General features: G+C 38.5%; 17 protein-coding genes. 4 read left to right on the forward strand and 13 right to left on the reverse strand.

Annotation, left to right across the window (positions count from 1 at the left end; translation table 11 throughout):
- Both MM239_RS10480 and MM239_RS10485 read right to left on the reverse strand, forming a co-directional pair.
- Nucleotides 1-370, reverse strand: a 370-nt coding sequence (locus MM239_RS10480; RefSeq protein WP_241348183.1) for a transposase, incomplete at its 3' end; no start/stop codon positions are given.
- Nucleotides 371-538: 168 nt separating this feature from the next.
- On the reverse strand, nt 539-1,240 hold the full coding sequence (locus MM239_RS10485; protein ID WP_241348185.1) for a hypothetical protein: 702 nt from the start codon (nt 1,238-1,240) through the stop codon (nt 539-541).
- Between the two features lie 392 nt (nt 1,241-1,632).
- Here MM239_RS10485 and MM239_RS10490 point away from each other — a divergent pair, with 392 nt between their 5' ends.
- A complete protein-coding gene (locus MM239_RS10490; RefSeq protein WP_241348235.1) occupies nt 1,633-4,113 on the forward strand; it encodes a S9 family peptidase in 2,481 nt (826 codons plus the stop codon).
- 264 nt (nt 4,114-4,377) lie between these two features.
- On the opposite strand, the gene MM239_RS10495 is transcribed toward MM239_RS10490, so the two are convergent.
- The 3 genes from MM239_RS10495 to MM239_RS10505 all read right to left on the reverse strand — a co-directional run bounded on the left by MM239_RS10495 (nt 4,378) and on the right by MM239_RS10505 (nt 8,543).
- Complete coding sequence (locus tag MM239_RS10495) at nt 4,378-5,721, reverse strand: transposase (RefSeq protein ID WP_241348187.1); 1,344 nt, start codon at nt 5,719-5,721, stop codon at nt 4,378-4,380.
- Nucleotides 5,722-5,919: 198 nt separating this feature from the next.
- The gene (locus tag MM239_RS10500; protein ID WP_241348189.1) at nt 5,920-8,082 is read right to left on the reverse strand and encodes a xanthine dehydrogenase family protein molybdopterin-binding subunit; all 2,163 of its coding nucleotides are present in this window, start codon (nt 8,080-8,082) and stop codon (nt 5,920-5,922) included.
- 2 nt (nt 8,083-8,084) lie between these two features.
- The gene (locus MM239_RS10505; RefSeq protein WP_241348191.1) at nt 8,085-8,543 is read right to left on the reverse strand and encodes a (2Fe-2S)-binding protein; all 459 of its coding nucleotides are present in this window, start codon (nt 8,541-8,543) and stop codon (nt 8,085-8,087) included.
- A 275-nt stretch (nt 8,544-8,818) separates the two neighbouring features.
- Here MM239_RS10505 and MM239_RS10510 point away from each other — a divergent pair, with 275 nt between their 5' ends.
- From MM239_RS10510 to hrpB, 3 genes are all read left to right on the forward strand, one after another.
- Complete coding sequence (locus MM239_RS10510; protein WP_241348193.1) at nt 8,819-9,964, forward strand: Gfo/Idh/MocA family protein; 1,146 nt, start codon at nt 8,819-8,821, stop codon at nt 9,962-9,964.
- Nucleotides 9,965-10,017: 53 nt separating this feature from the next.
- On the forward strand, nt 10,018-10,533 hold the full coding sequence (locus MM239_RS10515) for a DUF2911 domain-containing protein (RefSeq protein WP_241348195.1): 516 nt from the start codon (nt 10,018-10,020) through the stop codon (nt 10,531-10,533).
- A 115-nt stretch (nt 10,534-10,648) separates the two neighbouring features.
- On the forward strand, nt 10,649-13,129 hold the full coding sequence (gene hrpB, locus MM239_RS10520) for an ATP-dependent helicase HrpB (protein ID WP_241348197.1): 2,481 nt from the start codon (nt 10,649-10,651) through the stop codon (nt 13,127-13,129).
- Between the two features lie 56 nt (nt 13,130-13,185).
- Here the strand turns inward: hrpB and trmB are convergent, their stop codons facing one another.
- From trmB to MM239_RS10560, 8 genes are all read right to left on the reverse strand, one after another.
- On the reverse strand, nt 13,186-13,845 hold the full coding sequence (trmB, locus tag MM239_RS10525) for a tRNA (guanosine(46)-N7)-methyltransferase TrmB (RefSeq protein WP_241348198.1): 660 nt from the start codon (nt 13,843-13,845) through the stop codon (nt 13,186-13,188).
- 2 nt (nt 13,846-13,847) lie between these two features.
- Nucleotides 13,848-15,131: a bifunctional folylpolyglutamate synthase/dihydrofolate synthase gene (locus MM239_RS10530; protein WP_241348199.1), complete on the reverse strand. Its 1,284-nt coding sequence runs from the start codon at nt 15,129-15,131 to the stop codon at nt 13,848-13,850.
- Nucleotides 15,132-15,139: 8 nt separating this feature from the next.
- Nucleotides 15,140-16,096 (reverse strand): energy transducer TonB, encoded by a 957-nt coding sequence (locus MM239_RS10535; protein ID WP_241348200.1) that lies wholly within the window; start codon nt 16,094-16,096, stop codon nt 15,140-15,142.
- A 5-nt stretch (nt 16,097-16,101) separates the two neighbouring features.
- Nucleotides 16,102-16,494, reverse strand: coding sequence for an ExbD/TolR family protein (locus MM239_RS10540; RefSeq protein WP_241348201.1), 393 nt, complete (start codon nt 16,492-16,494; stop codon nt 16,102-16,104).
- A gap of 1 nt (nt 16,495) precedes the next feature.
- Complete coding sequence (locus tag MM239_RS10545) at nt 16,496-17,188, reverse strand: MotA/TolQ/ExbB proton channel family protein (RefSeq protein WP_241348202.1); 693 nt, start codon at nt 17,186-17,188, stop codon at nt 16,496-16,498.
- Between the two features lies 1 nt (nt 17,189).
- Nucleotides 17,190-18,008: a hypothetical protein gene (locus MM239_RS10550; protein ID WP_241348203.1), complete on the reverse strand. Its 819-nt coding sequence runs from the start codon at nt 18,006-18,008 to the stop codon at nt 17,190-17,192.
- Nucleotides 18,009-18,092: 84 nt separating this feature from the next.
- A complete protein-coding gene (locus MM239_RS10555; protein ID WP_241348204.1) occupies nt 18,093-19,715 on the reverse strand; it encodes a TonB-dependent receptor in 1,623 nt (540 codons plus the stop codon).
- A gap of 72 nt (nt 19,716-19,787) precedes the next feature.
- Nucleotides 19,788-22,778 (reverse strand): tetratricopeptide repeat protein, encoded by a 2,991-nt coding sequence (locus MM239_RS10560; RefSeq protein ID WP_241348205.1) that lies wholly within the window; start codon nt 22,776-22,778, stop codon nt 19,788-19,790.
- Between the last annotated feature and the right edge of the window lie 13 nt (nt 22,779-22,791).

Raw genomic sequence — 22,791 nt, forward strand, 5'->3', positions numbered from 1 at the left:
CGTTATCCTGTTTGCCTAGGCAACCGAGGTACTGCCTGCCCACGCATGCGGAATGTCGTCCTTTCTTCCGAAATCCGACTTCATCGATTAATAGGGCAGTTTCTCCCGACCCTGAAAGAAGCGATGATGTACTTTGGGATATCTCATGGAGTACCTGGGTATAGTCCCATGGGGAATTACTGAGAAGGTGATTGAGGCTCTGATGATCGAGTTCGCCTAGGGAATCAGCAATGGAGCTACAGTTTGCCCTGTTTTTCTCACTCTTGAAAAGACCTCTTATATAACTTAATGCCCTGTGAAATACTGGGTGGGTACGGGTTTGGAAAAATCCCTGAAATGGACTGAGCCCTTTTTCAAGCCCAAATGCCACATCCTCAAGAATTTGAGGATTTTCAAAATCATATTTTTTTGCCGTCTATTTAATATAGCGGCCTTTTTTGTTAGTTTTACAATAGTAATATTTAGCTGAGGTAAAGATAAGCAAGGATGCCGTCCTTTGCCAATTCTTTACCTCTTTTCTTAACTTGACAAAGTAGGGTTAATCATTTTTCATTAATCTACTTAAATTCTTTTTTGCCTGAAAATAGAAAATCGGAAATGTAAAGATTGAGATTGGAATAAGTACAACTGATATTCCAATAAACGCACCTTGTGAAATATTGATTTTGTTTGGAAATGCAATGTATTTGGCAAGAATGACAAAACATAAAAACAATAAACCAGAAAAATAGACCCAAATAATGTCTTTTAGTGTTATTAAATTAGACCAGATCAAAATGCAGCATAATGGTAAAACTAACATGCTTGTCAATAGAATTGACAAACCTAACTTTCTCAATAAAAATGACTTAGGACTTCTTTTATTAAGTATGATATAGGAGATATCTTCAATTTTTTCTGAGTAAAAGGTAGAAATTAAAGCAAACATACCAAGTAAAACCACCCATTCAACTTCCTGTCTAATTTCCTGATTGGAAAGCACTACAAAAAGATAGGAGAATAGAATTAGCATAAAATGTTGCCTGTAACCAATTTGAAACTCAAAAGGGAAATTAAAAAAAGGTGTAGGAAATCTTTGTGTTGGTCTAAATTCCGCTGTTAATAAAGCAACAAGTACTGATATTAAGATTACTACTAAGCATGCGAAACGATACCCATTCAAAAATAGGGCTAATAAAAACGGAATAGATACTATAAAATTCTCTAAGATCAGCATTCTCATGGCTTTAGGGTGCCCCATGAAAGCTTTTAAAAAAATCAATTTATTGTTATTTAAGCGCCTTATGATGACATAAGTGAAAATTAATAAAACCAAGTGTTGAGGGAAATAAAAGAAATTAAAAATCGAGTATGAAGCGAAGGAATAAATCAAAACATACAAAGTCACCAAAAACAATAATTGATGGTTTTTTTTAGAAATTCTTCTTGAGTTTGATAAATATAGTAGTTGAAGGTAATTCATATTGCATCATGTATGAAATCACTTTTATGAGATCAATTTATATGAAAAACACTAAACATAAAACTAAAATCACCTTTGAATTTTATTTTTGAGTATTCCACTTTTACATCAATGGTTCACAGTTCAATCATCCATTAGTTAATTTCACGTGATTAATTGATTAATAAATGATGAAAAAATATCACCTGATGATGATCCTGCTCTTTTCTATTGGAATGTTGCAGGCACAAGATTACCCTAGAAAAGGAAATTATGAGTTAGCAGCACGCTACTCTCCAGAAAAAGTTAAGAAAATGGTGTTTACCACAAAAGTAGACCCACATTGGCTCAAGAAGTCAGATAAATTTTGGTACACCTTCCAGACCACTAAAGGAAAAGAATGGTACATCGTAGATCCAGCCACGAGAACAAAGAAATCGTTTTTTGACAAAGACAAATTAGCTTCAGAAATCACTAAAATTGTCAAAGATCCTTTTGATGGACAAAATTTACCCATTACCGATCTTAAGTTTTTGGAAGATGAGAATACCATTGAATTCAAAATTAAAAGTACTCAAGAAGTCCTAAAGAAAGATTGGGAGGAGATCAAGGAAAAAAACAAAAGTGCCAAAGATTCACTAGAGAAGAAAACTTATGTGTTTCGCTACAACCTTCAAAATCAACAACTCACCGAAATTGAAGATCCTGAGCAAGAGGCTAAGCGACTTGCTTGGGCTGGTATTTCACCAGATTCATCTAGGGTCGTTTATGCCAAAAATGACAACCTTTTTTGGATGGACAAAGCCAATTTCCTGAAAGCTGTAAAAGATGATAAAGATAGTACGATCGTAGAGCATCAGATCACTACTGACGGGGAAAAAGACTACAGCTATGGAGGAGGAAGAGGTGAAGACAATGTAGAAGAAGAAAAAAACAAGGATAACAGAAAAAGAGCAGGAATATTTTGGTCTGCAGACAGCAAGCAATTCATCACCACCAGGTCCGATGTAAGAAAAGTAAAAGATCTATGGGTGATACATCATACAAAAGATCCAAGACCGACTTTGGAAACATATAAGTATGCCATGCCTGGTGAAAAAGAGCAACCTATCACCGAATTGATGCACTATTCATTTGAAAATGAAAAGCTTTCCAAGCTAGACATAGAGACCTTCAAAGATCAAACAGTCAGTCTCTATACGCAAACAAGGCCAATCACAAGCAGAGATGATGACTTCACTCCTACTATCTGGCTTGGAGACAATGACAATTTTTACTTCTCACTTACTTCCAGAGATTTGAAAAAAGTAGATATCGCAAGATGGAATATCAAAGAAGGGAAAAAGGAAACACTCATTGAAGAGAGAAGTAATACTTACATTGACCTGATCAAGCCAGAATTGATCAATGATGGCAATGAAATTCTTCATTGGTCAGAAAGAGATGGTTGGGGGCACTTTTATTTGTATGATAAGGCTGGTAACCTCAAACGTCAGCTAACATCAGGAGCTTATCATACAGATCGTGTAGCTACAATCGATGAAAAAGGTCGTTTCTTGTACTTTATAGCAAATGGAAAAGAACAAGGTGAAGATCCCTATTATGAGCACCTTTATAAGGTAAGTCTAAATGGTGGTAATGTAAGTTTGGTAAATGGAGGTAATTATAACCACACCATTTCTATCAATGATAAAGGGACTTATTTTGTAGACAATTACTCAAGGGTCAATACCATACCTGCTTCAGTACTTTATGATGGAAGTGGTAAGAAAATCATGGATTTGGAAGAGGCTGATTTTAGCTCATTATTTGCTTCAGGTTACAAGTTTCCAGAGCCATTTACCTTTAAGGCTGATGATGGCATCACAGATTTGTACGGCGTGATGTACAAGCCCTTTGATTTTGATTCGACAAAGGTATATCCAATTATAGAATATGTGTACCCAGGGCCACAGACAGAAGCCGTGAACAAAGATTTCTCGGCAAGCTTAGACCGAACAGATCGATTGGCACAATTTGGTTTTGTAGTAGTGACATTAGGTAACAGAGGAGGACATCCGGGAAGGTCAAAATGGTACCATAACTATGGCTATGGAAATCTTCGTGATTATGGACTAGCTGATAAAAAAGCCGCCATCGAGCAATTGGCAGATCGACATTCCTTTATAGACAGAAACAAAGTAGGAATCCATGGCCACTCTGGTGGTGGATTTATGTCTACTGCTGCCATGCTAGTCTACCCTGATGTCTTCAAAGTAGCTGTCTCATCTGCAGGAAATCACGAAAACAACATATACAATAGGTGGTGGTCAGAAAAACATCATGGTGTGAAAGAGCAAATCTCTCCAAAAGGTGACACTACTTTTGTCTATAAAGTAGAAAAAAACCCTGATTTGGCGGCTAACCTGAAAGGAAGATTATTACTGACTACAGGAGATGTAGACAACAACGTACACCCTGCTGGCACCATCAGAATGGCGAATGCTTTGATGAAGGCAAACAAAAGATTTGACCTCTTACTTTTACCAGGCCAGCGACATGGATATGGAGATATGACTGAATATTTCTTTTGGAAAATGGGGGATTACTTTGTCCAGCATTTGCTAGGTGACAATACCCCACCACCAGTAGACATGATTGAAGTTCAACGTGAAAAGGAACTCACTAAATAACTCAAATTCAATTAAATAAAAAATCCTCAAAGAGAAATTCACTTTGAGGATTTTTTGTTTTTAGGGCTTCTTGGAAAATTCGTCAGGAATTAGAAAGTAGGGTTTAAACTAAGCTCTACTTTCTTTTTTTATGTATTTGACCCTTGATCCACGAGTCAATTTCGGATTGAAAAAGTACAATTTAGAATTAGTTTTTGTATGAAAATTACTCGGATTTTCCGTATGGGCACACCTATCCCAACAAGTTGCTTTTTGGATGCTTTTTTAGGCTGCTTTTTGCTTCGGTGGACTTTCTTTGGCCTCCCTTCTTTTAGCGATCAGAACAGCGTTGGCTGTCATGATCCCAAAAAATATCATCAGCTTCTCCCTCTTTTCCCCTTTGACCTTGATTTTACCAAGACCGTAAAAGTTTTTGTTTGTTCCAAAAACACCTTCCATAACAGTGGCTCTCTGTTTGGATATTTCCGAGCTCAGGGTTTTTTCAGCCTTGCTTAGTTTTTTAGGACCTTTTTTAGGGAAGCAGGTAAAGATTTTTTTCCCAGTGCAGAATACGCGGTTTTTGTTGGTAGCATAGATCCTATCAGCTCCAAGCTGTTTTACAGGACCGAAAAACCTTTTATGCTTGGCTACTGACAGCTTAAGCCTAGTACACTCGTTGTAGGCATTGAAATCCAGTTTGTCAATAAAAGTAAGGCCATCAACCTGAAGAATGTGGGCTTTGGCGCCGAACTCCACAGGCTTTTTTTCTTTCCCTCTTACTATTGGTCGTAGATATGGTTTATGGAGTGATACAATTCTATCCTTCAGTTTTGAAGGAGGATTAGCCAGTAAAAACTCCTGTTGCTGACATACTTTCTTTATCACACCGAATCTTGCAAAACCTTTCAGGTCAAGTCCTGCCCCTTTGTTTTTATCCAAAATATCCTGCAGCTGACCGATTCCTTTGTTAAGAAGATAGATAAGTGCTTTTCTTCTTCTCAGCGTTTCCTTAAAGCTGTTCTTCCTTTTTCTGGAATATGACATCTGGGCCAGTTTCTGCTCCCTGAACTTGGATCTTGGTCTTTTGACACCATATTCTGAACAAATACTGAATAACTGACTCTCAAAAACCCATTCACAACACTCCCAAAGAAGTTTTACATCTGTTGGGAAACGAATATAAGATTCATAGCAGGTGGCATCCATCAGCAGAACATGGCTATTGCTGACATCATATTTCCAGTGGTTAATTAGGGTCTCCTGAAGCTTTTCCCATTCACAATGGCTTTCTATATATGCCCTTATACGGGTCATTATAGTCATGTCTTTTATCTGTTGGTCTTCGGAAAGTACTTTACCGCAGAAATACTGAAGTGACCAATCCGTATTGAAACGTTCCAGCAACTGCCTGTCACTGATATTAAAGTAGGCCTTCAAAAACATGAGTGCAAACATACCTCTGGCACCGAACCAGCTTGGTGCACCTCTTCCCACACGTTCGTCAGGAAGACAGGCTACAAGTTCGTCCCAGGGAATACTGTCATGGATTCTGCCTAATAACGAATTCTTGAAAAAGTGATATTTTGGAGAATATCCGTCAAAATCTTTGAAAATAGAAAGCTGCGCCATATCTTGAATTGTATTTTAGATTGCAACCTTAAAATACAAAAAAGAAAACCCCGAAAAAAGCTGGGAACAGCCAAATTCGGGGTTTTTGTGTTATGTTTTTGTTAATTATTTTACTGATTATCAGTTAGTTAATAATTAAGCAAGAAGCCCTTTTTAGAATGTACGTATCATTAGCTTACATGCATAGGAAGCTTTCAACTAGCTCCGAAACATTTGCAGGTTGAGGTCTGAAAATTCTTGTTGCTCAATAAATGGCTGGCTTCTCAACCTTTTTCCTGTGGCTGCAAATATGGCATTTGCAATCGCACCACCTGTAGGAGGTAAAGCTGGCTCTCCAAGTCCTGTGGGTTCAAATCCACTGTCTATGTAATTTAGATCTATGTCAGGAACTTCTTTCATTCTAATCAATCGATAAGTATCAAAGTTCTTTTGCTTTGGTGAGCCATCTTCAAATACCAAATTACCAAACATAGCGTGTCCCATACCATCTACTATTCCCCCTCTTACTTGATGATTGGCACCTGTCGGATTTACTACAATCCCACAATCTGTTGAGGCAATTATTTTTTTGAGTACAGGCTGGTTATTGACCATTTCGATGTTTGCTACTTGGGCTACATAAGAACGGTGAGAAAAGTAAACCGAGAACCCTTGCTTGATGTTACTATCCTTACCCCAGTTGGATCTTTCTGCTGCATCTTTGATCACCCCTATCATCCTGTCTACATCATAGTTGACCGCACCTACTGGTGACGACTTTGCCTTTTCAAGCAGGTCAAGTCGGAATTTTACAGGGTCTTTGTCCGTTGCTAGTGCTACTTCATCCAAAAATGACTGCTCTGCATAAGCCAGAAAATTTGTTATTGGAGCTCTCCAGGCATTAGTAGTGACAGTGGAATCATAGTTGATATTTTCTATCAGTAAATTTGGTACTGCACCAGAAGGAAAATTATCTTGCCTTACAGCATTACCAGCATTTAGTCCTACACCACGAAGCTTATAGCCTATCATGTTTCCTTCTTCATCCAAAGCTGCCGAAAACCTATACCTTACTGCTGGCCTGTAAGCACCGCCAATCATATCATCTTCTCTGGTCCATGTCACTTTAACTGGTGCATTGATTCTTCTGGAGACTTCTACTGCGTCAATGACATAGTCTGCTCTTAGCCTTCTACCAAAGCCTCCACCGAGTCTGGTGATATCTACTGTTACATTTTCCTTTGGAATATCCAATAACGCCGCAGTCTGCATACGTGCTGCATCAGGTGTCTGCGTAGGACCTATTAGCTCCACTTCTTCACCTTTGACATGAGCAAAGAAATTCATTGGCTCCATAGGCGCATGTGGAAGAAATGGACATTGATACTCACTTGTTACAACCTTTGCAGCTGATGCAAATGCTTTTTCAACGTCACCATCACTTCTCATTGTCCTAGCCTCTTTACTTTCTAGCAATTCTTTCATGATCCTATCATGATCAGCAGTACTCTCTACATTACCCTCTGCCTCATAAGTTACTTTCAGTCGTCTTTTGGCTTTGATAAGTGGCCAAGTCGAATGCCCAACTATAGCCACAAAGTTATCATACTGTATCACATCTGTCACCCCATTTACAGCTCTTGCTTCACTATCATCTACCGACTTGATCTTTTTACCGAATGGAGGTCTTTGGATCATGGCGTGCATCATTCCCTCTCTATAAAAATCCAGCCCAAATAAAGGTTTTCCAGTAATGATATCCTTATTGTCAACATTGCGAACAGGTGTCCCGATGAGGGTAAAATCTTTTGGATCCTTAAGCAAAACTTCTTCTGGTGCTTCCATGGTTGAGGCTACCTCTACCAGTTCACCATAAGAAAGTTTCTTGCCTGAGGCTTTGTGCGTGACTACACTTTTTTCAACTGTGAGCGTAGCCTGATCCACTTCGAGTTGTTGAGCAGCAGCTGCCATGAGCAAGTATTTGGCAGTAGCTCCTGCCTTTCTCAACCTTTCCCAAGAATGAGGCATGGCACCTGAACCTCCTGTAAGTTGCCTATCAAACTTCTCTGTATCCAAAGGAGCTTGAAGCACCCTTACCTTTGACCAATCTGCATCCAACTCTTCAGCTACTACCATCGGAAATGAAGTCTTGATGTTCTGTCCGAGTTCAGGATTCGGTGAATAGATTACAATATCTCCATCTGGTGAGATAGATAGAAAACTATTAAAATTATGTGCTTTGCTTAAGACTTCCTCTGTAGAAAGAACCTTCACTTTTGGAGAGTCGCAACTTGACCAATAAAAGCCGATCAGCAAGCCTCCAGTTGCAGTAGCTGCAATTTTGAGAAAATCTCTTCGATTTGTTTTTGTGATATCAGCCATGATTATTTCGTTTTTGCAGCCATAGCTACAGCTTCTCTGATTTTATGATATGTTCCACAGCGACAGATATTTTTATTCATCGCTTCGTCTATCTCATCCAAGCTAGGTTTTGGATTTTTTTTGAGCAGGGCAGCAGCACTCATGATTTGGCCTGCCTGACAGTAGCCGCATTGTGCCACATCTACTTCATCCCATGCTTTCTGCACTGGATGATCTCCATCTTTGGAAAGCCCTTCAATGGTCGTTATTTTTTCATCTGCAACATCAGAAATTGGTTTTACACATGAGAAATTTGCTTCCCCATTCACGTGAACGGTGCAAGCGCCACATTGTGCTATGCCGCAAGCGTATTTTGTACCTACTAAGCCGAGATGATCCCTAAGAACCCAAAGTAATGGGGTATCTTCATCCACATCTACTTCAATTTGCTTTCCATTGACATGAAGATTGTAGTTTGCCATGATAGTTTAATATTTTTCAGAAATATAAGTTAAACAATTTAAACCTGAAAACTAGTGAGCAGTCTTCATTGTTGAGAAAAACTTGATAGACTGCTTGAAAATAATATAAATGGTAAATCAAAAAATGATTCCCATATAACTGATGAGTAGCAACTTATGCCAGAAAATGTAGGAGAAACGACAAAAAAGCACTTGAAAATAAAGCGATAAATCAGAAACTGACTTATCTTTAATTTTTAGAATCAAATTCAATTAACAAAACTATTAAACCTATTATGAGAAAAATCAAAGCCGCAATTGTTGGTACTGGCTTTATAGGACCAGCGCATCTAGAAGCATTGAGAAGAATACCTAATGTAGAGGTCAAAGCATTGTGTGAAGTCAATATTGAACTTGCTCAAGAAAAAGCTATATTATTGGGAATTCCACAAGCCTATACTTTTGAAGAAATGTTGAAAGATGAGGAAATAGATGTAGTTCATATTTGTACACCAAATTTCCTACACTTTTCACAATCAAAAGCTGCTCTTCTTGCCGGAAAACATGTGGTATGTGAAAAACCCCTAGCTACCAAAATAGAAGAAGCTGAAGAACTTGTAGCTCTTGCCAAAGAAAAAGGCCTTGTCAATGCCGTGCATTTCAACTTGCGCTATTACCCAATGGTCAGGCAAATGAAAACAATGAGAGAAAGTGGTGAGTTAGGTGATATATACAGCATCATGGGTTCTTATCTACAAGATTGGTTATTCTTACAGACTGATTACAACTGGAGATTGGAACCAGACAAATCTGGTGACTCTAGGGCTATTGCAGACATAGGTTCACACCTTTTAGACTTGACAGAATATGTTACAGGATTGAAAATCATGGAAGTGATGGCCGATTTCTCTACTGTACACAAGACAAGATTAAAGCCCCTAAAAGCCATTGAAACTTATTCTGGCAAAATGCTCAATGCTGCTGATTATCAAGAGGTAGCGATCAATACAGAAGATCATGCTACTGTGATGCTTAGATTTGACAATGGGAATAAGGGGTCTGTTACCGTATCTCAAGTAAATGCAGGTAGAAAAAACAGACTGAATATAGAAATTGCAGGATCGAAGTCCAACTTTGAATGGTGTTCAGAAAGACCAAATGAAATGTGGATAGGTAAGCGAGAGCTTGCCAATCAACATTTAATGAAAGACCCAGCTTTATTCACACCAGAGGCAGCTGGCTTGATCAGCTTCCCAGGTGGACATAATGAAGGATTTCCAGATACTTCCAAGCAGCTTTTCAAAGAAGTGTATGCGGCAGTTTTGAATGGAAAACAACCAGCTCAACCTACCTTCCCTACATTTGAAGATGGATTGAGAGAGTTGGTTATTTGTGAGCGAATCATTGAAAGCCACAAAAAACAAGTATGGGTGAAAATTTAGGAATTAGCATTTTATTTTAAATACTTATATAACAATTTCCTCAAAACAAAATCATGAAAAAGTCACTCTTTAACAAATTCAGCATGCTAACCATGTTTTTGGTAGCAATCACTCTCCTTGCCACAGCGCAAGATGAAAAGCCAAGCCCTGCCAAGACAGCAGAGGGTGAGGTTAATGGTAAAAAAATCACTATTAACTACAGCAGCCCTGCAGTTAAAGGTAGAAATATCTGGGGTGAATTAGTTCCTTTTGGTCAAGTTTGGAGAGCTGGTGCTAACGACGCCACCACCATTGAATTTGATAAAGATGTGAAAGTACAAGGTAAAGCTCTTTCAGCAGGAAAGTACACATTCTTCGTGATACCAGGTGAGGTAGAATCTACTTTCATTTTCAATAAAGTAGAAAAACAATGGGGAGCATATTCATACGATCAAGCACAAGACGCTCTTAGAGTGAATGTCTCTTCAGAACAAACTTCTAAACTCGAAGAGCGACTGGTATATGAAGTAACAAGCAACGGTTTTGAAATCCGTTGGGAATATGGAAAAGCATCTGCAAAAGTAGAATAGTATTCTAATTTATCTAAACTTCAAGATCCGCTTACTATCCCAAATTGAGGAAAGTAAGCGGATTTTTTTACTAGAAAACATTTACCAAATAGCTTGGCTGATAAAATATTTCGCTTTGAACTTTGATCCATTCCACATTGATTTACCCGTAAGAGAAATCATTTCTCAAGTACAGGAGACGCTTAAAAACGAGAATACACTCATCATTCAAGCACCTCCTGGTGCAGGAAAAAGTACGCTCCTCCCCTTGGCATTGCTTGAAGAAAATTATCTCAAAGGAAAAAAAATCATCATGCTAGAGCCTAGACGACTAGCCACCAAATCCATTGCAAGCAGAATGGCAGATTTGCTTGGTGAACCTGTGGGTAATACTGTGGGCTATAGGATTAGGTTTGAATCTCGAATCAGTCCACAGACACGACTAGAAGTAGTGACAGAAGGTATTCTTACCAGAATGTTACATTCAGACAATGCTTTGGAGGATATAGGTTTGGTAATATTTGATGAATTTCATGAGCGAAACATCCACGCTGATGTAGCAATGGCCCTATGCCGAGAGGCCCAGCAAGTATTAAGGCCTGATTTGAAAATCATGGTGATGTCAGCAACATTAGACATGCCACAATTGGCACATTTGCTGAAAGCACCTGTAATAGAAAGTAAGGGAAAAATGTACCCTGTAGATATCATCTATCAAGGGGATATTGATCCATGGCTTTTGCCCGAGATGTGTGCAAAAGCCACAATCGATGCTGTGAATAAGCATCAAGGTGATGTGTTGGTGTTTTTACCAGGTCAGGGAGAAATCAAAAAAACAGAGGCAATACTAAAAAAACAACTTTCCGACTTTTCTATCCATCCACTATACGGACAGCTATCCCCTAGCGCACAGTTCCAGGCTATCATGCCCAATAGACATGGCAAAAGAAAGGTAGTCTTATCTACTTCAATAGCTGAAACAAGTCTTACGATAGAAGGTATCACAATTGTAATAGATTCTGGATTTGGCAAAACCTCAAAATTTGATCCAAATTCAGGTTTGAGTAAATTAGAGACGATTCGAATAGCAAAGGATTCTGCTGACCAACGAGCAGGGAGAGCGGGAAGATTACAGCCCGGAACTTGCTATCGACTGTGGTCTAAGGCCACCCAAGCCAACCTGCAGAGCTATAGAACACCAGAAATCTTGGAAGCTGATTTGGCATTTATGGTATTGGACATGTATGCTTGGGGTGTCAGCAATGTGAGAGATTTGACTTGGTTGACTCCACCCCCACAAGGCACAATAGCTCAAGCCATAGAAATCTTGACGCAGCTAAACGCAGTAGAAAATGGTAAAATAACAAATCACGGAAAGAAAATCCACAATGTACCCGCTCACCCGAGGATTTCGCATATGCTAGTGAATGCTGCCGATGAAGACAATGTGTCTTTGGCAGCAGATATAGCAGGAGTGCTTGAAGAAAGAGATCCCCTTGGACAAGATGCTGGTGTGGATATCAACAAACGTATAGAAGCACTAAGAAGGGCCAGAAAAGAAAAGCTATCTGTCAAAGGACTTAATAAAATAGAGAAAATTGCTTCAAACTACAGAAAGATTTTTGGGGCAAAAGAAGAGAACAACTTGCCCGATCCATTTGAAACAGGTGCCATGATTGCCCTAGCCTATCCAGAAAGAATTGCTTTTGCACGTCCTGGCAACAATGCCCAGTTTCAACTATCCAATGGTAGAATTGCTATGATTTCACATCGTGATGACTTAGCTCATGAATCATGGCTCGCAGTAGCTCATATCGATGCGAGAGATCATATGGGTAAAATCTTCCTAGCCTCTCAACTCAACCCAAAAGATCTACTCCCTTTCGTAAAGGAAACTAGGAAAGTACTTTGGGATAGTAGAAAAGGTGGTCTCATTGCAAGCAACGATTTGAGTATTGGTAGCATCATATTGAAATCTACACCTATCAAGGAGCTTAAGGCTGGTGACCTCGAGGAGGCATTGAGCATGGCACTGATCAAAGAAGGCGAAAGCTTGCTCGATATCAATGAAAAAGTAGTGCAATTACAGGGCAGGATGGCTTCGCTTAGAATATGGAGTCCTACAGAAAAATGGCCTGATTGGTCTACTGAATCCATCATTTCAAGAAACAAAGAATTACTTGCTCCGTATTTTTCTAACATCAAAAAACCAGAAGATTTTAAGAAGCTAGACTTATTTGAAATTCTCAAGAGTAGTCTTTCCTATGAATCTTCGCAAGCATTTGAGTCTCTTGTGCCCGAGAAAATCGAAGTACCAAGTGGAAGTAAATTACCATTGAAATATAGCCAACATGGAGAAGCTCCAGTTTTAGCCGTGAGATTACAAGAAGTATTTGGCTGGCTAGAAACTCCACAAATCAATGAAGGGAAGACCAATATTGTCCTTCACCTTCTTTCACCAGGCTTCAAGCCAGTTCAAGTGACAAGTGACCTAAATAGTTTTTGGAACAACACCTACTTTGAAGTCAAAAAAGACTTAAAAAGAAGGTATCCAAAGCATGCTTGGCCTGAAAATCCCCTTGAAGCCAAAGCGATAAGAGGTGTTCAGAGGAAGTGATTAAAGAAATATGGTTTGGCTTAGGGGCACTAATCAAGGTAAATACTAGCAAAAGCTTATATAAATCTAAATTTCAAATATTTAATCTTTTCACCTTGGTCTGAAAAGATTTTTTCGTATCGGGTTTTGATACCATGGTGATCATCTTTCCATTCAGATTGGTAAAAATCATGCGTATGGCTAAGTATCTCTATATCCTCTCTTGAACGAACAAGCTCCAGAGAATAGTCAAATAATCCTGTATTATCCGTTTTGAAGTTGATTACCCCATTTTTTTTGATCAGAGGCTTATACATATCCAAAAACCTTGGGCTTGTCAATCTCCGCTTTTCATCACCATCTCTGGGGAATGGGTCAGGGAATGTTATCCAAAGCTCGGAAATCTCCTCCGTATCAAAGAATTCACTCAACTGCTGGATTTGGGTCCTCAAGAAAGCGACATTTTCCAAACCTTCTTCAAGCGCAGTCTTCGAACCTTTCCATATCCTCGAACCTTTGATGTCAACACCAATAAAATTTTGAGCTGGATACTCCCTTGCCAGACCTACAGTAAATTCCCCCCTACCACATGCAAGCTCAACTACAATTGGGTTTTCATTTTGAAATTGATCTGTATTCCATTTACCTTTTATGTTTTCAAAAATTGGCTTACCAGATTGTATTACGTTTCTATTTTCTTCGTTTTCTTTAAATCTTTGGAGCTTATTCCTACCCATGCTTATAAGTCGTTTATTTCAGCGACCACAAAGGTACTGCCTCCGACAAATATTAAGTCATCTTTTGAAGCATTTTTCTTTGCATAAGCCAACCCATCATTGACATCATCCATAGAAATACCTTCCAACCCATGCTCCCTGCCCAATTCTAGTAAAGCTAAAGCCGACATGGCTCTAGGTATTTTGGCAGCTACAAAAACATAATTGGCATCTTTGGGAAGTATAGAAAGCACTTTATGAAGGTCCTTGTCATTGACCATACCCAATACCATCCACAATTTTTCGTATGAATACTCTTTGAGCTGATTTAAAATATAATTGATACCATCTTCATTGTGTCCAGTATCACATAGGACAGTTGGAGATTCATTTAGAAGCTGCCACCTACCTTTCAGACCAGTATTTTTAACAATATTTTCTAATCCAGCCTGAAGGTGATTATGCGAAATAGAAAAGCCTAATTTTCCAAGTATAGCTAAAGTCTTTAAAACGCCTGCAAGATTTTTTTGCTGATAGTTTCCTTTCAGGTCCATTTCAATCACAAAAGATTCTTGTCCCTGAACTACCCTATAAACACCTGAACTTCTATCACTTACTTTATAAATTTGAAAAAATTCTTCAGCAAAGAAAATCGGTGCTTGTTTGGTTTTTGCTACTTCATTAAAAACGTGAGTTGTATCTGCTTGCCTTTGACTGATTACAATTGGTGTATTTTGCTTGATAATTCCAGCCTTTTCTCCAGCGATTGCTTCCAGAGTATCTCCCAAGTACTGCATATGATCATAACCAATATTTGTGATCAAGCATACTTCGGGCTGTATCACATTGGTGCTATCCAACCTACCTCCCATCCCTACTTCTACTACTGCTACATCCACTTGTATTTTGGCAAAGTACCAAAATGCAAGTCCCACTGTCATTTCAAAAAAACTAGGCTTTAAATCATCTAAAAACCCTTTATTTTCATTCACAAATTGAACAACTTCATCCTCTGGAATTTCTATACCATTGATTTTCACTCTTTCGGTAAATGATTTCAAATGAGGAGAAGTATAAAGGCCAACTTTGTATCCTGCCTGCATCAAAACAGAACAAAGCGCATGAGAAGAACTTCCTTTCCCATTTGTTCCAGCTACATGTATGGTCTTAAATTTTTGATGCGGCTCACCCAAATGTTTACAAAGGGCCAATGTGTTGCTCAAGTCTTTTTTAAAAGCCGTAGCCCCTACTCTCTGAAACATGGGTAAGGCATTGAACAAGTAGTCCAATGTTTGCGTATAATTCATTCGTATTTTTAATTTACCTTTATGGTAAAAGTTATCTTTCCTTTGGAATAATCTGCAGTTTGATTTCCCGATTGCCTTTTAAAAGAGATTTGTCTCAAAACTGTTCTATAATAAGCTACCACTTCATTTGATACATTGTATTTATCTGGTATTGCTTGAACTATTTGTCCTGAATCATCAACGGTTATATTAAAAATAATAAATCCGTTTTTTGTTGAAACATTGTCATTTATATTTGGTCTAGTTGCGATATCCCAACCTGCCAAATCCAAGTTGTATCCAGCACCTGGGCCTGCTACACCTTGACCTGTGCCAGATCCCATTAATGCTCTCCCGTCAACAGTACCCGTCGGTCTTCCTTCATCACCTCTTTGATCTGATGAACCTTGAGCACTTCCAGTGGCAGCCTGTGTTCCAGTACCTGATGTACCTCCTGCTCCCATCAAAGCTCTTTGATCTACTTTGGGCTTTTCTTCTACTTTTGGTGCCGTTTTTTCAGCTTCAGCTTTGGCTGGTTCAGTCACAGGCGTACTCGCCTTTTTCTCTGGCGTATTTTCCTTGACCACAGGAGTAGTTTTTTCTGCTCCTTTTATCGTGCTTGGTGCTTTTGAAACAGCCTCTATACTTGACTTTGCTGGAGTGGAAGTAGGTTTTGCTTGAGATGCAGGTTGTGTATTCGGCGTGGCTGACTCTGTCGGCTTGCTGGACACTTCTCCTGGTGCTGCCGGAGTGGTTACTTCAGACTGAATATCATTAGGTGCTGATAAGGTTTGGGTATTTCCACTTCCAAAATCAGAAAATCCTAAATTCAATTCTAAACCGTACTGGGGTAAAGGCGGAATGGGTTGCTTCCAAACCACCATAAAATAGACAAAAAGAAACACCAATACATTGATCACCAATGTAATGATTCCAGCTTTACGCTTATTTTCTGCTTCTAGCTTGTCTGTTTGCCAAGTTTCCATTTTAATTATTTGTATGGTTTGGTCGCTATAGAGACATTTGCTTCAAGACCAGCAGCAATCCCGCCTATCTCAACCAAAAACTCCACAGGTACTTCTTTGTCTATATGTAGAACGACCTGCCCTTTCTTATCTTGTAACAAAGCAGTCAATTCTCCTTTGATAGCTTCTCTATCTACTACCCTATCGTTTACCGAAAACCTCAAGTCCTTGGTGACGGTCACCGTCACTTCTTGCATAACGATATCTGAAGCTTCACTGGAAGGTAAGTTCACAGGAAGCCCCGAAGGTGTAATAAATGAGGAGGTCAACATAAAGAAGATCAATAACAAGAAAATAATATCTGTCATTGAAGACATGCTAAATGCTGATTCTACTTTATGTTTGGATTGTAATGCCATTTTATTTCTCTTGAAGAATGTCCATAAACTCTATGGAAGTGTACTCCATATTATGTACCAATTTTGAAACTTGCGTCACCAGGTAATTGTAACCCAAATAAGCTATAATTCCAACTACTAGGCCAGTAGCTGTAGTGATCATGGCTTCATAGATACCTGTAGACAAAAGCTTTGGAGATACCATGCCCTCTTCTTGTGCTACTCCTATAAATGCCCTAATCATACCTGCTACAGTACCCAAAAACCCAATCATAGGTGCAGCTCCTGATACAGTTGCCATCAAGTTCAGGTTCTTCTCCAGTTTATAGATCTCTATCTTCCCCACATTTTCGATAGCAACTTCTATGTTTTTCAACGGGCTTCCGATTCTTTCCAATCCCTTAGCAATCATATTAGCCACTGGTGTTTGTTCTTGCTGACATAGTATTTTAGCTTTTTCAACCTGACCTCCTTGAACCAAGATCTTGATCTGATCCATGAGATACTTAGGAGATTTAGAAGCTTTTCTCAGCGTGATGATCTTCTCTACGAAGATAAAAATCGCTAGCACAAATAGTGCATATAGTGGTATCATCATATAACCACCTTTGATCATCAAATCAAGAAGTCCAATGTCTCCTTTGCCTGGCTCCATCATTGCCAAGCTATCTACCACCATGTTTCCATCGGTAGAGAGGGTTTGTAATAGCATCATATTAATATTTCAAAATCCAAATTTCTTTTCCATAAACCTGCTTTGCAGCTTCCCAATCTGGTGTAGAAGCTTCTAAGCTTTCGAATTGCCCAATAGCAATTCTAAAGTTCCTTATATCTCCATAAGGACGAACTATCCATGTATCATAACCATCTTGAAGGTATTTTTCAGCTTCTCTTCTGGCATGTGATTCGGTCAACACACTTCCTACAACAATAAAGTATCGTGGACTAGCTTCTCTACTTTCTATAAGTGTCAAAACTGGCTCATTCGCTTGACTTGCATTTTCAACGTTATCTATGTCAGTATCTTCTATAGAATCATCTTGCGCTGGTAGCTCTTCTCCTGTTACATCTTCCGTTTCATTACTAGTTTCAAGAGTTGACCCATCTATTTCACTGGTAGAAATCAAATCTTCTCTTTCCTGATTTTTCTCAATCTCTGGGAGATAATAAAAGAAATATCCCATAGAAGCTAATATCAACACAACGAAAAGTGAAAGTATCACATATACACCAGCACCTTTATTTTTCTTTGGCAGTTCCTTATTTACTGTTTTGCTAGGTTGAACCACTACAGGAGCAGCCAAAACTATATTCTCTTTGGCAATTACTGGTTTCTTTTCTTCAGAGACTTCTTGTGAATCTTCTAAGGTTACTTCCGCTGGCTCATCATTTTGAGCTGGTTCATCGATAATTTCATTAGCAATTACAGATTTCTTTGGCTCTTCAACTTCTTCCAAGGGTAAAACTTCCACAAAAGGAAATCCAAAATCCTTATCTTCCATATCTGTGTACTTTTTATCCTCTTTTTTCACCATTTCTTTTACACCATTTCAGCCTACGAAACTAAGACAAATGTATGAAATCAACAATCTTTCAGAAACACTACAGAAAAGATTGTATTAAAATTTCACCGTCAAGCCACCTACACCTTGAATACCCCTTACTGGATAATTCAAGAAGCGTTGATTGGATTGATTCAACAAGTTGTTACCTACTGCAAAAACGGAAAACCTATCGGTGATCTTGTAGTCTGCTTTGAGTTGAAGGTCTAATATTACAGGGAGTGTTTTTGTCTCGTCTAAGATTGCATTTGGCTCTAACACAACGATCCCTCCCATCAAATGAGCATTTGCCTGAATCAATAGCTTTGACATTGGTTTAAAGGTATTTCCCAAGGTAATCTCCCATTCTGGTCTATGGAATGCCGCTTGCAGATCAGTCAAGTTATACTGATAATAGTTCACACCCCCGCTCAATTTATACCAATCTTGATATTCCCAATTTACTTTGGCGTGATAGTTCAACATCCTTGTATCCGAATCATAAAGCAAATTGAATCGCAAAGTATCAGTGGTATTGGTATTGTAAAAGTGCATGTTGGCAAACTGTCCATAAGCTACTCCTATTTCATAATTGAATTCTCCATTGATCGAACCTTTCACTCCAGCTTTTGCTAAATAGTTTTGAATCGTATTCAACAAGGCGTCACTTGGTCCCAAGAATGGGTTTTCTGTAACAAAATCATAATATGTTTTCCGCTGAACATCTCCTTCGAAACCTGCATAAATGCCAAATTCATCACTTAACATGTAAGAAGCATCAATCGCAGGAAAAACATGGAAGTCTGATTTTTTATTATCAGTTACATCATTTTCAAATACGATATTTGCTCCAGCTCTCAATTGAAGTCCACTTTTTCTATATACTACTGCTGGGCTTATTTTAAAATAATTCCTGTTAATATCTCTATAAGTGGTATCTGCAGGTGTTGTCAAGGAAAGGTTACCTAAAACTTCTGATTTTAAATATTCCGAAAACCAAAAATCAAATTTCCCATTTAAGCCAACTTCATTTTCAACTGCCGAAAAACTATCATTGAATAAGCGAATATTCAAATTTGCATCATAGTTTAAATCGGACATTTTCTCCAAGTTACTAATTCCAGCTTTGATCTTAAATGCATTTAAGACATTGTTCGAAGTCACATAATCTGAAAGTAGCACATTTTCAGGATTATAGCCATAGAAGTTAAATTCGTCTCTATGATAATCTACATTTCCATAAAGTGAAAAATAATCTTTAAATAAAGTACCATCTAAACCTACGTGAGTATGATTTTCCGCAGAATTTCTACCTCCTACTGGTCCTGTATAGAAACCTTCATGGCTTACTTTTGCTCCGATATTATAATCGCCGTCTTCCCATAAATTATACCTCAATACCACCAAAGGCGATGAGTAGTTCCCATATCCTAGCTTTGCAAAACCTGGATAAAGTTCTTCCAAATTTCTCGGGAAATTCTTTGTGGCAGCTTCAGGCTTTATCTCCAATGGAGGAAGTGGCAAGAAAAACGGTTCTACTTTGTAATTGAAGTTTGCGTTACTTTTAGGCGTGGGTAATACAGGAATACGTTCAAAACTTCTCGGCTGAACAGGCAGTGTCAAAACCCTGTCTTTCCTGATGATAAATTCCTGATCCTGTACTTCACCTTTTTGTTGAGCAAGTACGTCTAATCCTATCATTGATAGCCCTATCAACATTAGATATTTGAAAACAAATGGTTTGTTCATTGTCATGTTAAGATTCACTATTGGCTATTTGATTTGACTAAGTTTGTTTTGAGCAGTCTTTTTGATTTCCTCGTCAGCCGATTGCTCCACTACAGATTGCAGGGTAGCTTTGGCTTGAAAATCTTCTCCCATTTTAAGGAAATTGTCTGCTAGTAAGATAAAGCTTCTTCCATACCAGTAAGCATGTGCCGAAAAAGGTGCTGAGAAATCAAATATGGCATCATTAGATTGTTCATAGTTCCCTTTATTTGAATAGCTCTCTGCTAACAAATAAAGTCCTTCTGCGCCATGCACTGTTTTATAATCATTGACAAGGTCTCTTAGCACATCTTCGGCAGCTGATTGATTCCCTTTCTTGAAATGTGCTTTGGCTTTGAGCAATAGGGCTTGGGGAGTGGCATCAGCCATTACATTACCTAAACCGATCACTCGATCCGCATAAACTATCACCGAGTCAAAAGCATTGGTATTGTAATGTGCATCCATCAAGCCTTGAAATGCTTCATATTCTTCCAGTTTATTTCGAGCATGCTTACCTGCCTCTCTTAAGTAGGGAATTGCTTTTGCATAGTTTCTATTTTCCATTTCTATAGAACCTATTCTTTGCACTGCCCTCATTCTTTGAGGTGAATCTTTCATACCATCGATTTGGTAGAAAATTTTGAGAGCTTCTTCCTTGTTTCCAGCTTTATGGTAGGATTCAGCCATGAAGTTTAGTGCCTCTGCCTTGTTTCCAGCTTGAGGATAATTTCTCAGATAGTCTTGAAATGCCTTTACTGCCTGCTGATTCGAATTTGAGAAATAAAGGCTTTTTGCAGCTTCGAACTCTAGATTTTGCAAACTCTTATTGTCCGGATTAGACTTTCGATACGAAGATAAATATTGAGAAAATTCTCCTGATCTATTTTGAAGTGCGAGCGCTTCTTGCAATCCAGTCAGTGCTGATTCTGAATTGGAAGCATTCGGGTGATTTTCTAGTATTTTCTTGTAATCTTGGATTGTCTCATCATAGCGCTGCAATGAGTAGCTAGCGATAGCTCTTCCTTCAAGCGCAAAAGGAATAAATTGACTGTTTGGCCTGGTATCAATCAATCTTGTAAATCCACTAATCGCATCCGAATAGCGGGTCATCTCCATATTGATTTCAGCTTTCTTAAAGATTGCATCTTCCAGGTACAAGCTTGTTGAGTAGTTGTCAATTACTTGGTTCAGGTGATTGATAGCTTCATTATTGTTATTCTGGAAATTTTGAATAACACCAGACCTAAAATGTGCATAATCTGCATACTTATTACCTTCATTGACTGCTTTGCGAAAGGTATTCAATGCTTCCGGAAACTTCTTTTGAACATAATAAATGTCACCAAGCCTCACAAGCGCATCATCATAATTCTCCTTGTCCTCAGCTCTTTGGAGCTTGTCAACATATTGCTTGAACTGTGGCTCTGCTTTGTTGTATTGCTGTGTATTGAAAAACGCATAGCCAAGTCCATAGTGTGACTTGATCAAATAAGGATCATTTGCTCTAGGTCTTTGGTTTTGAATTTTTTCGTAAGTTCTGATCGCTTCAGTAGTATTTTCTCTTGCTGCATAGTTCTCTGCTTTCCAAAAATAGGCTTGATTCACAAGATCCTTGTCAATAGGAGTATTGATCGCTTTATCAAAGTATGCTGTCGCGAGATCATTTTTATTGTCTCTGTAATAAACTATTCCTTGATAGAATGCAACTTTTTGATAAGCTGCATTGATTCTACTAGATTTGTTAGGCATTCTTTCGATTTGCTCTATCGCACGCAGGTAGTTATTGGTATTGATCAAAGCATCTGCAAGTAAATCCTCTGCTTCTTTGGCATAAGCACCTCTAGGGTAAGTGTCCAAGTATGTATCAAGTCCTGTTACTGCATCTTGAAAGCTACCTCTTTCCAAATTAACCTTGGCATAGTTGATTAGGGCTTCTTCTTTGATTCTAGGATCTGCGTCACTCTTATATGCAGCTTGAAAACTCGTAGAGGCAAACTGTGGATTGTTCAATTTCAAGTATGAATGTCCAAGGTAATAACTTGATACCTGACCAATTTTATCGTTTTCAACTGCTGATACTTTGAAATAATCTGTAGCCCTTTGATAATTTTGGATTTCATATTGAGCTACTCCAGCTCTATAGATCTGAGGTCTTTCTAAAGTTCCGCGTTGTGCATTGATAAAAGCATCATAATTTGCCGAAGCTTTATCGAATTGCCTTTTTTCGAAATATGCTTCTGCGAGATAAAGGTTGATCTCTTCTTTCCTGTCCAATGTTCTATTGGCAGCAATTATCGGTTCGGCATAAGCTATGAGTTCATCATAAAAACCTTGCCTGTAGTAGATCCCTGACATCATGTAGGGTACCTTTCCTGCATAAAAATTAGACTTTTCGGCCTCTTTAAAATCAGCTATAGCCTTATCATATTGTTTTGCCTCCATTTGGATATAGCCAGCATAATAATATGCATCAGGAGTATATGCAGTCCGCTCACGCTTTACAAGGTTGAAGCTATTCAAAGCATTAGTCTGGTCTCCTAGCTGAAATTGGGCATAGCCTAGCTTGAACAGAACCTCTGATCGCTGCTCTGGCCAAATCTTATCTGTATCTACTTTTTGATAAGCAGGTATGGCTTCTCTATAATTTCTTTTTTCAAAAAAGTAATTTCCAAGCAGGTGTGCTGCCTCGTTGACTTTGGGATGATCAGGATATCTTCTGATAAAGGCATATACCAAATCAGAAGATGCGGGATTATCAATTTTCAATGCCGAAATAGCATGATAAAAATCCACATAAACTTCCTCTCCAAAGGGAAACTTTTGATCTCTCAAAGATTCAAACTCAAATTTTGATGCACTAAAAAGCTGCTTATCATACAGTTCAAAGTGATCATCAATCGTTTTTTGTACACTGTTTTGGTACAAACCTGACTGCGCATAGGCAGATTGACCTATAGTCAATACACCCAGAATTGCGAGCGTTTTTTTTATCATGTGATATGCTGGG

The sequence above is a fragment of the Belliella filtrata genome (genome assembly GCF_022549775.1).
In the GTDB taxonomy this organism is placed as follows: Bacteria; Bacteroidota; Bacteroidia; order Cytophagales; family Cyclobacteriaceae; genus Belliella; species Belliella filtrata.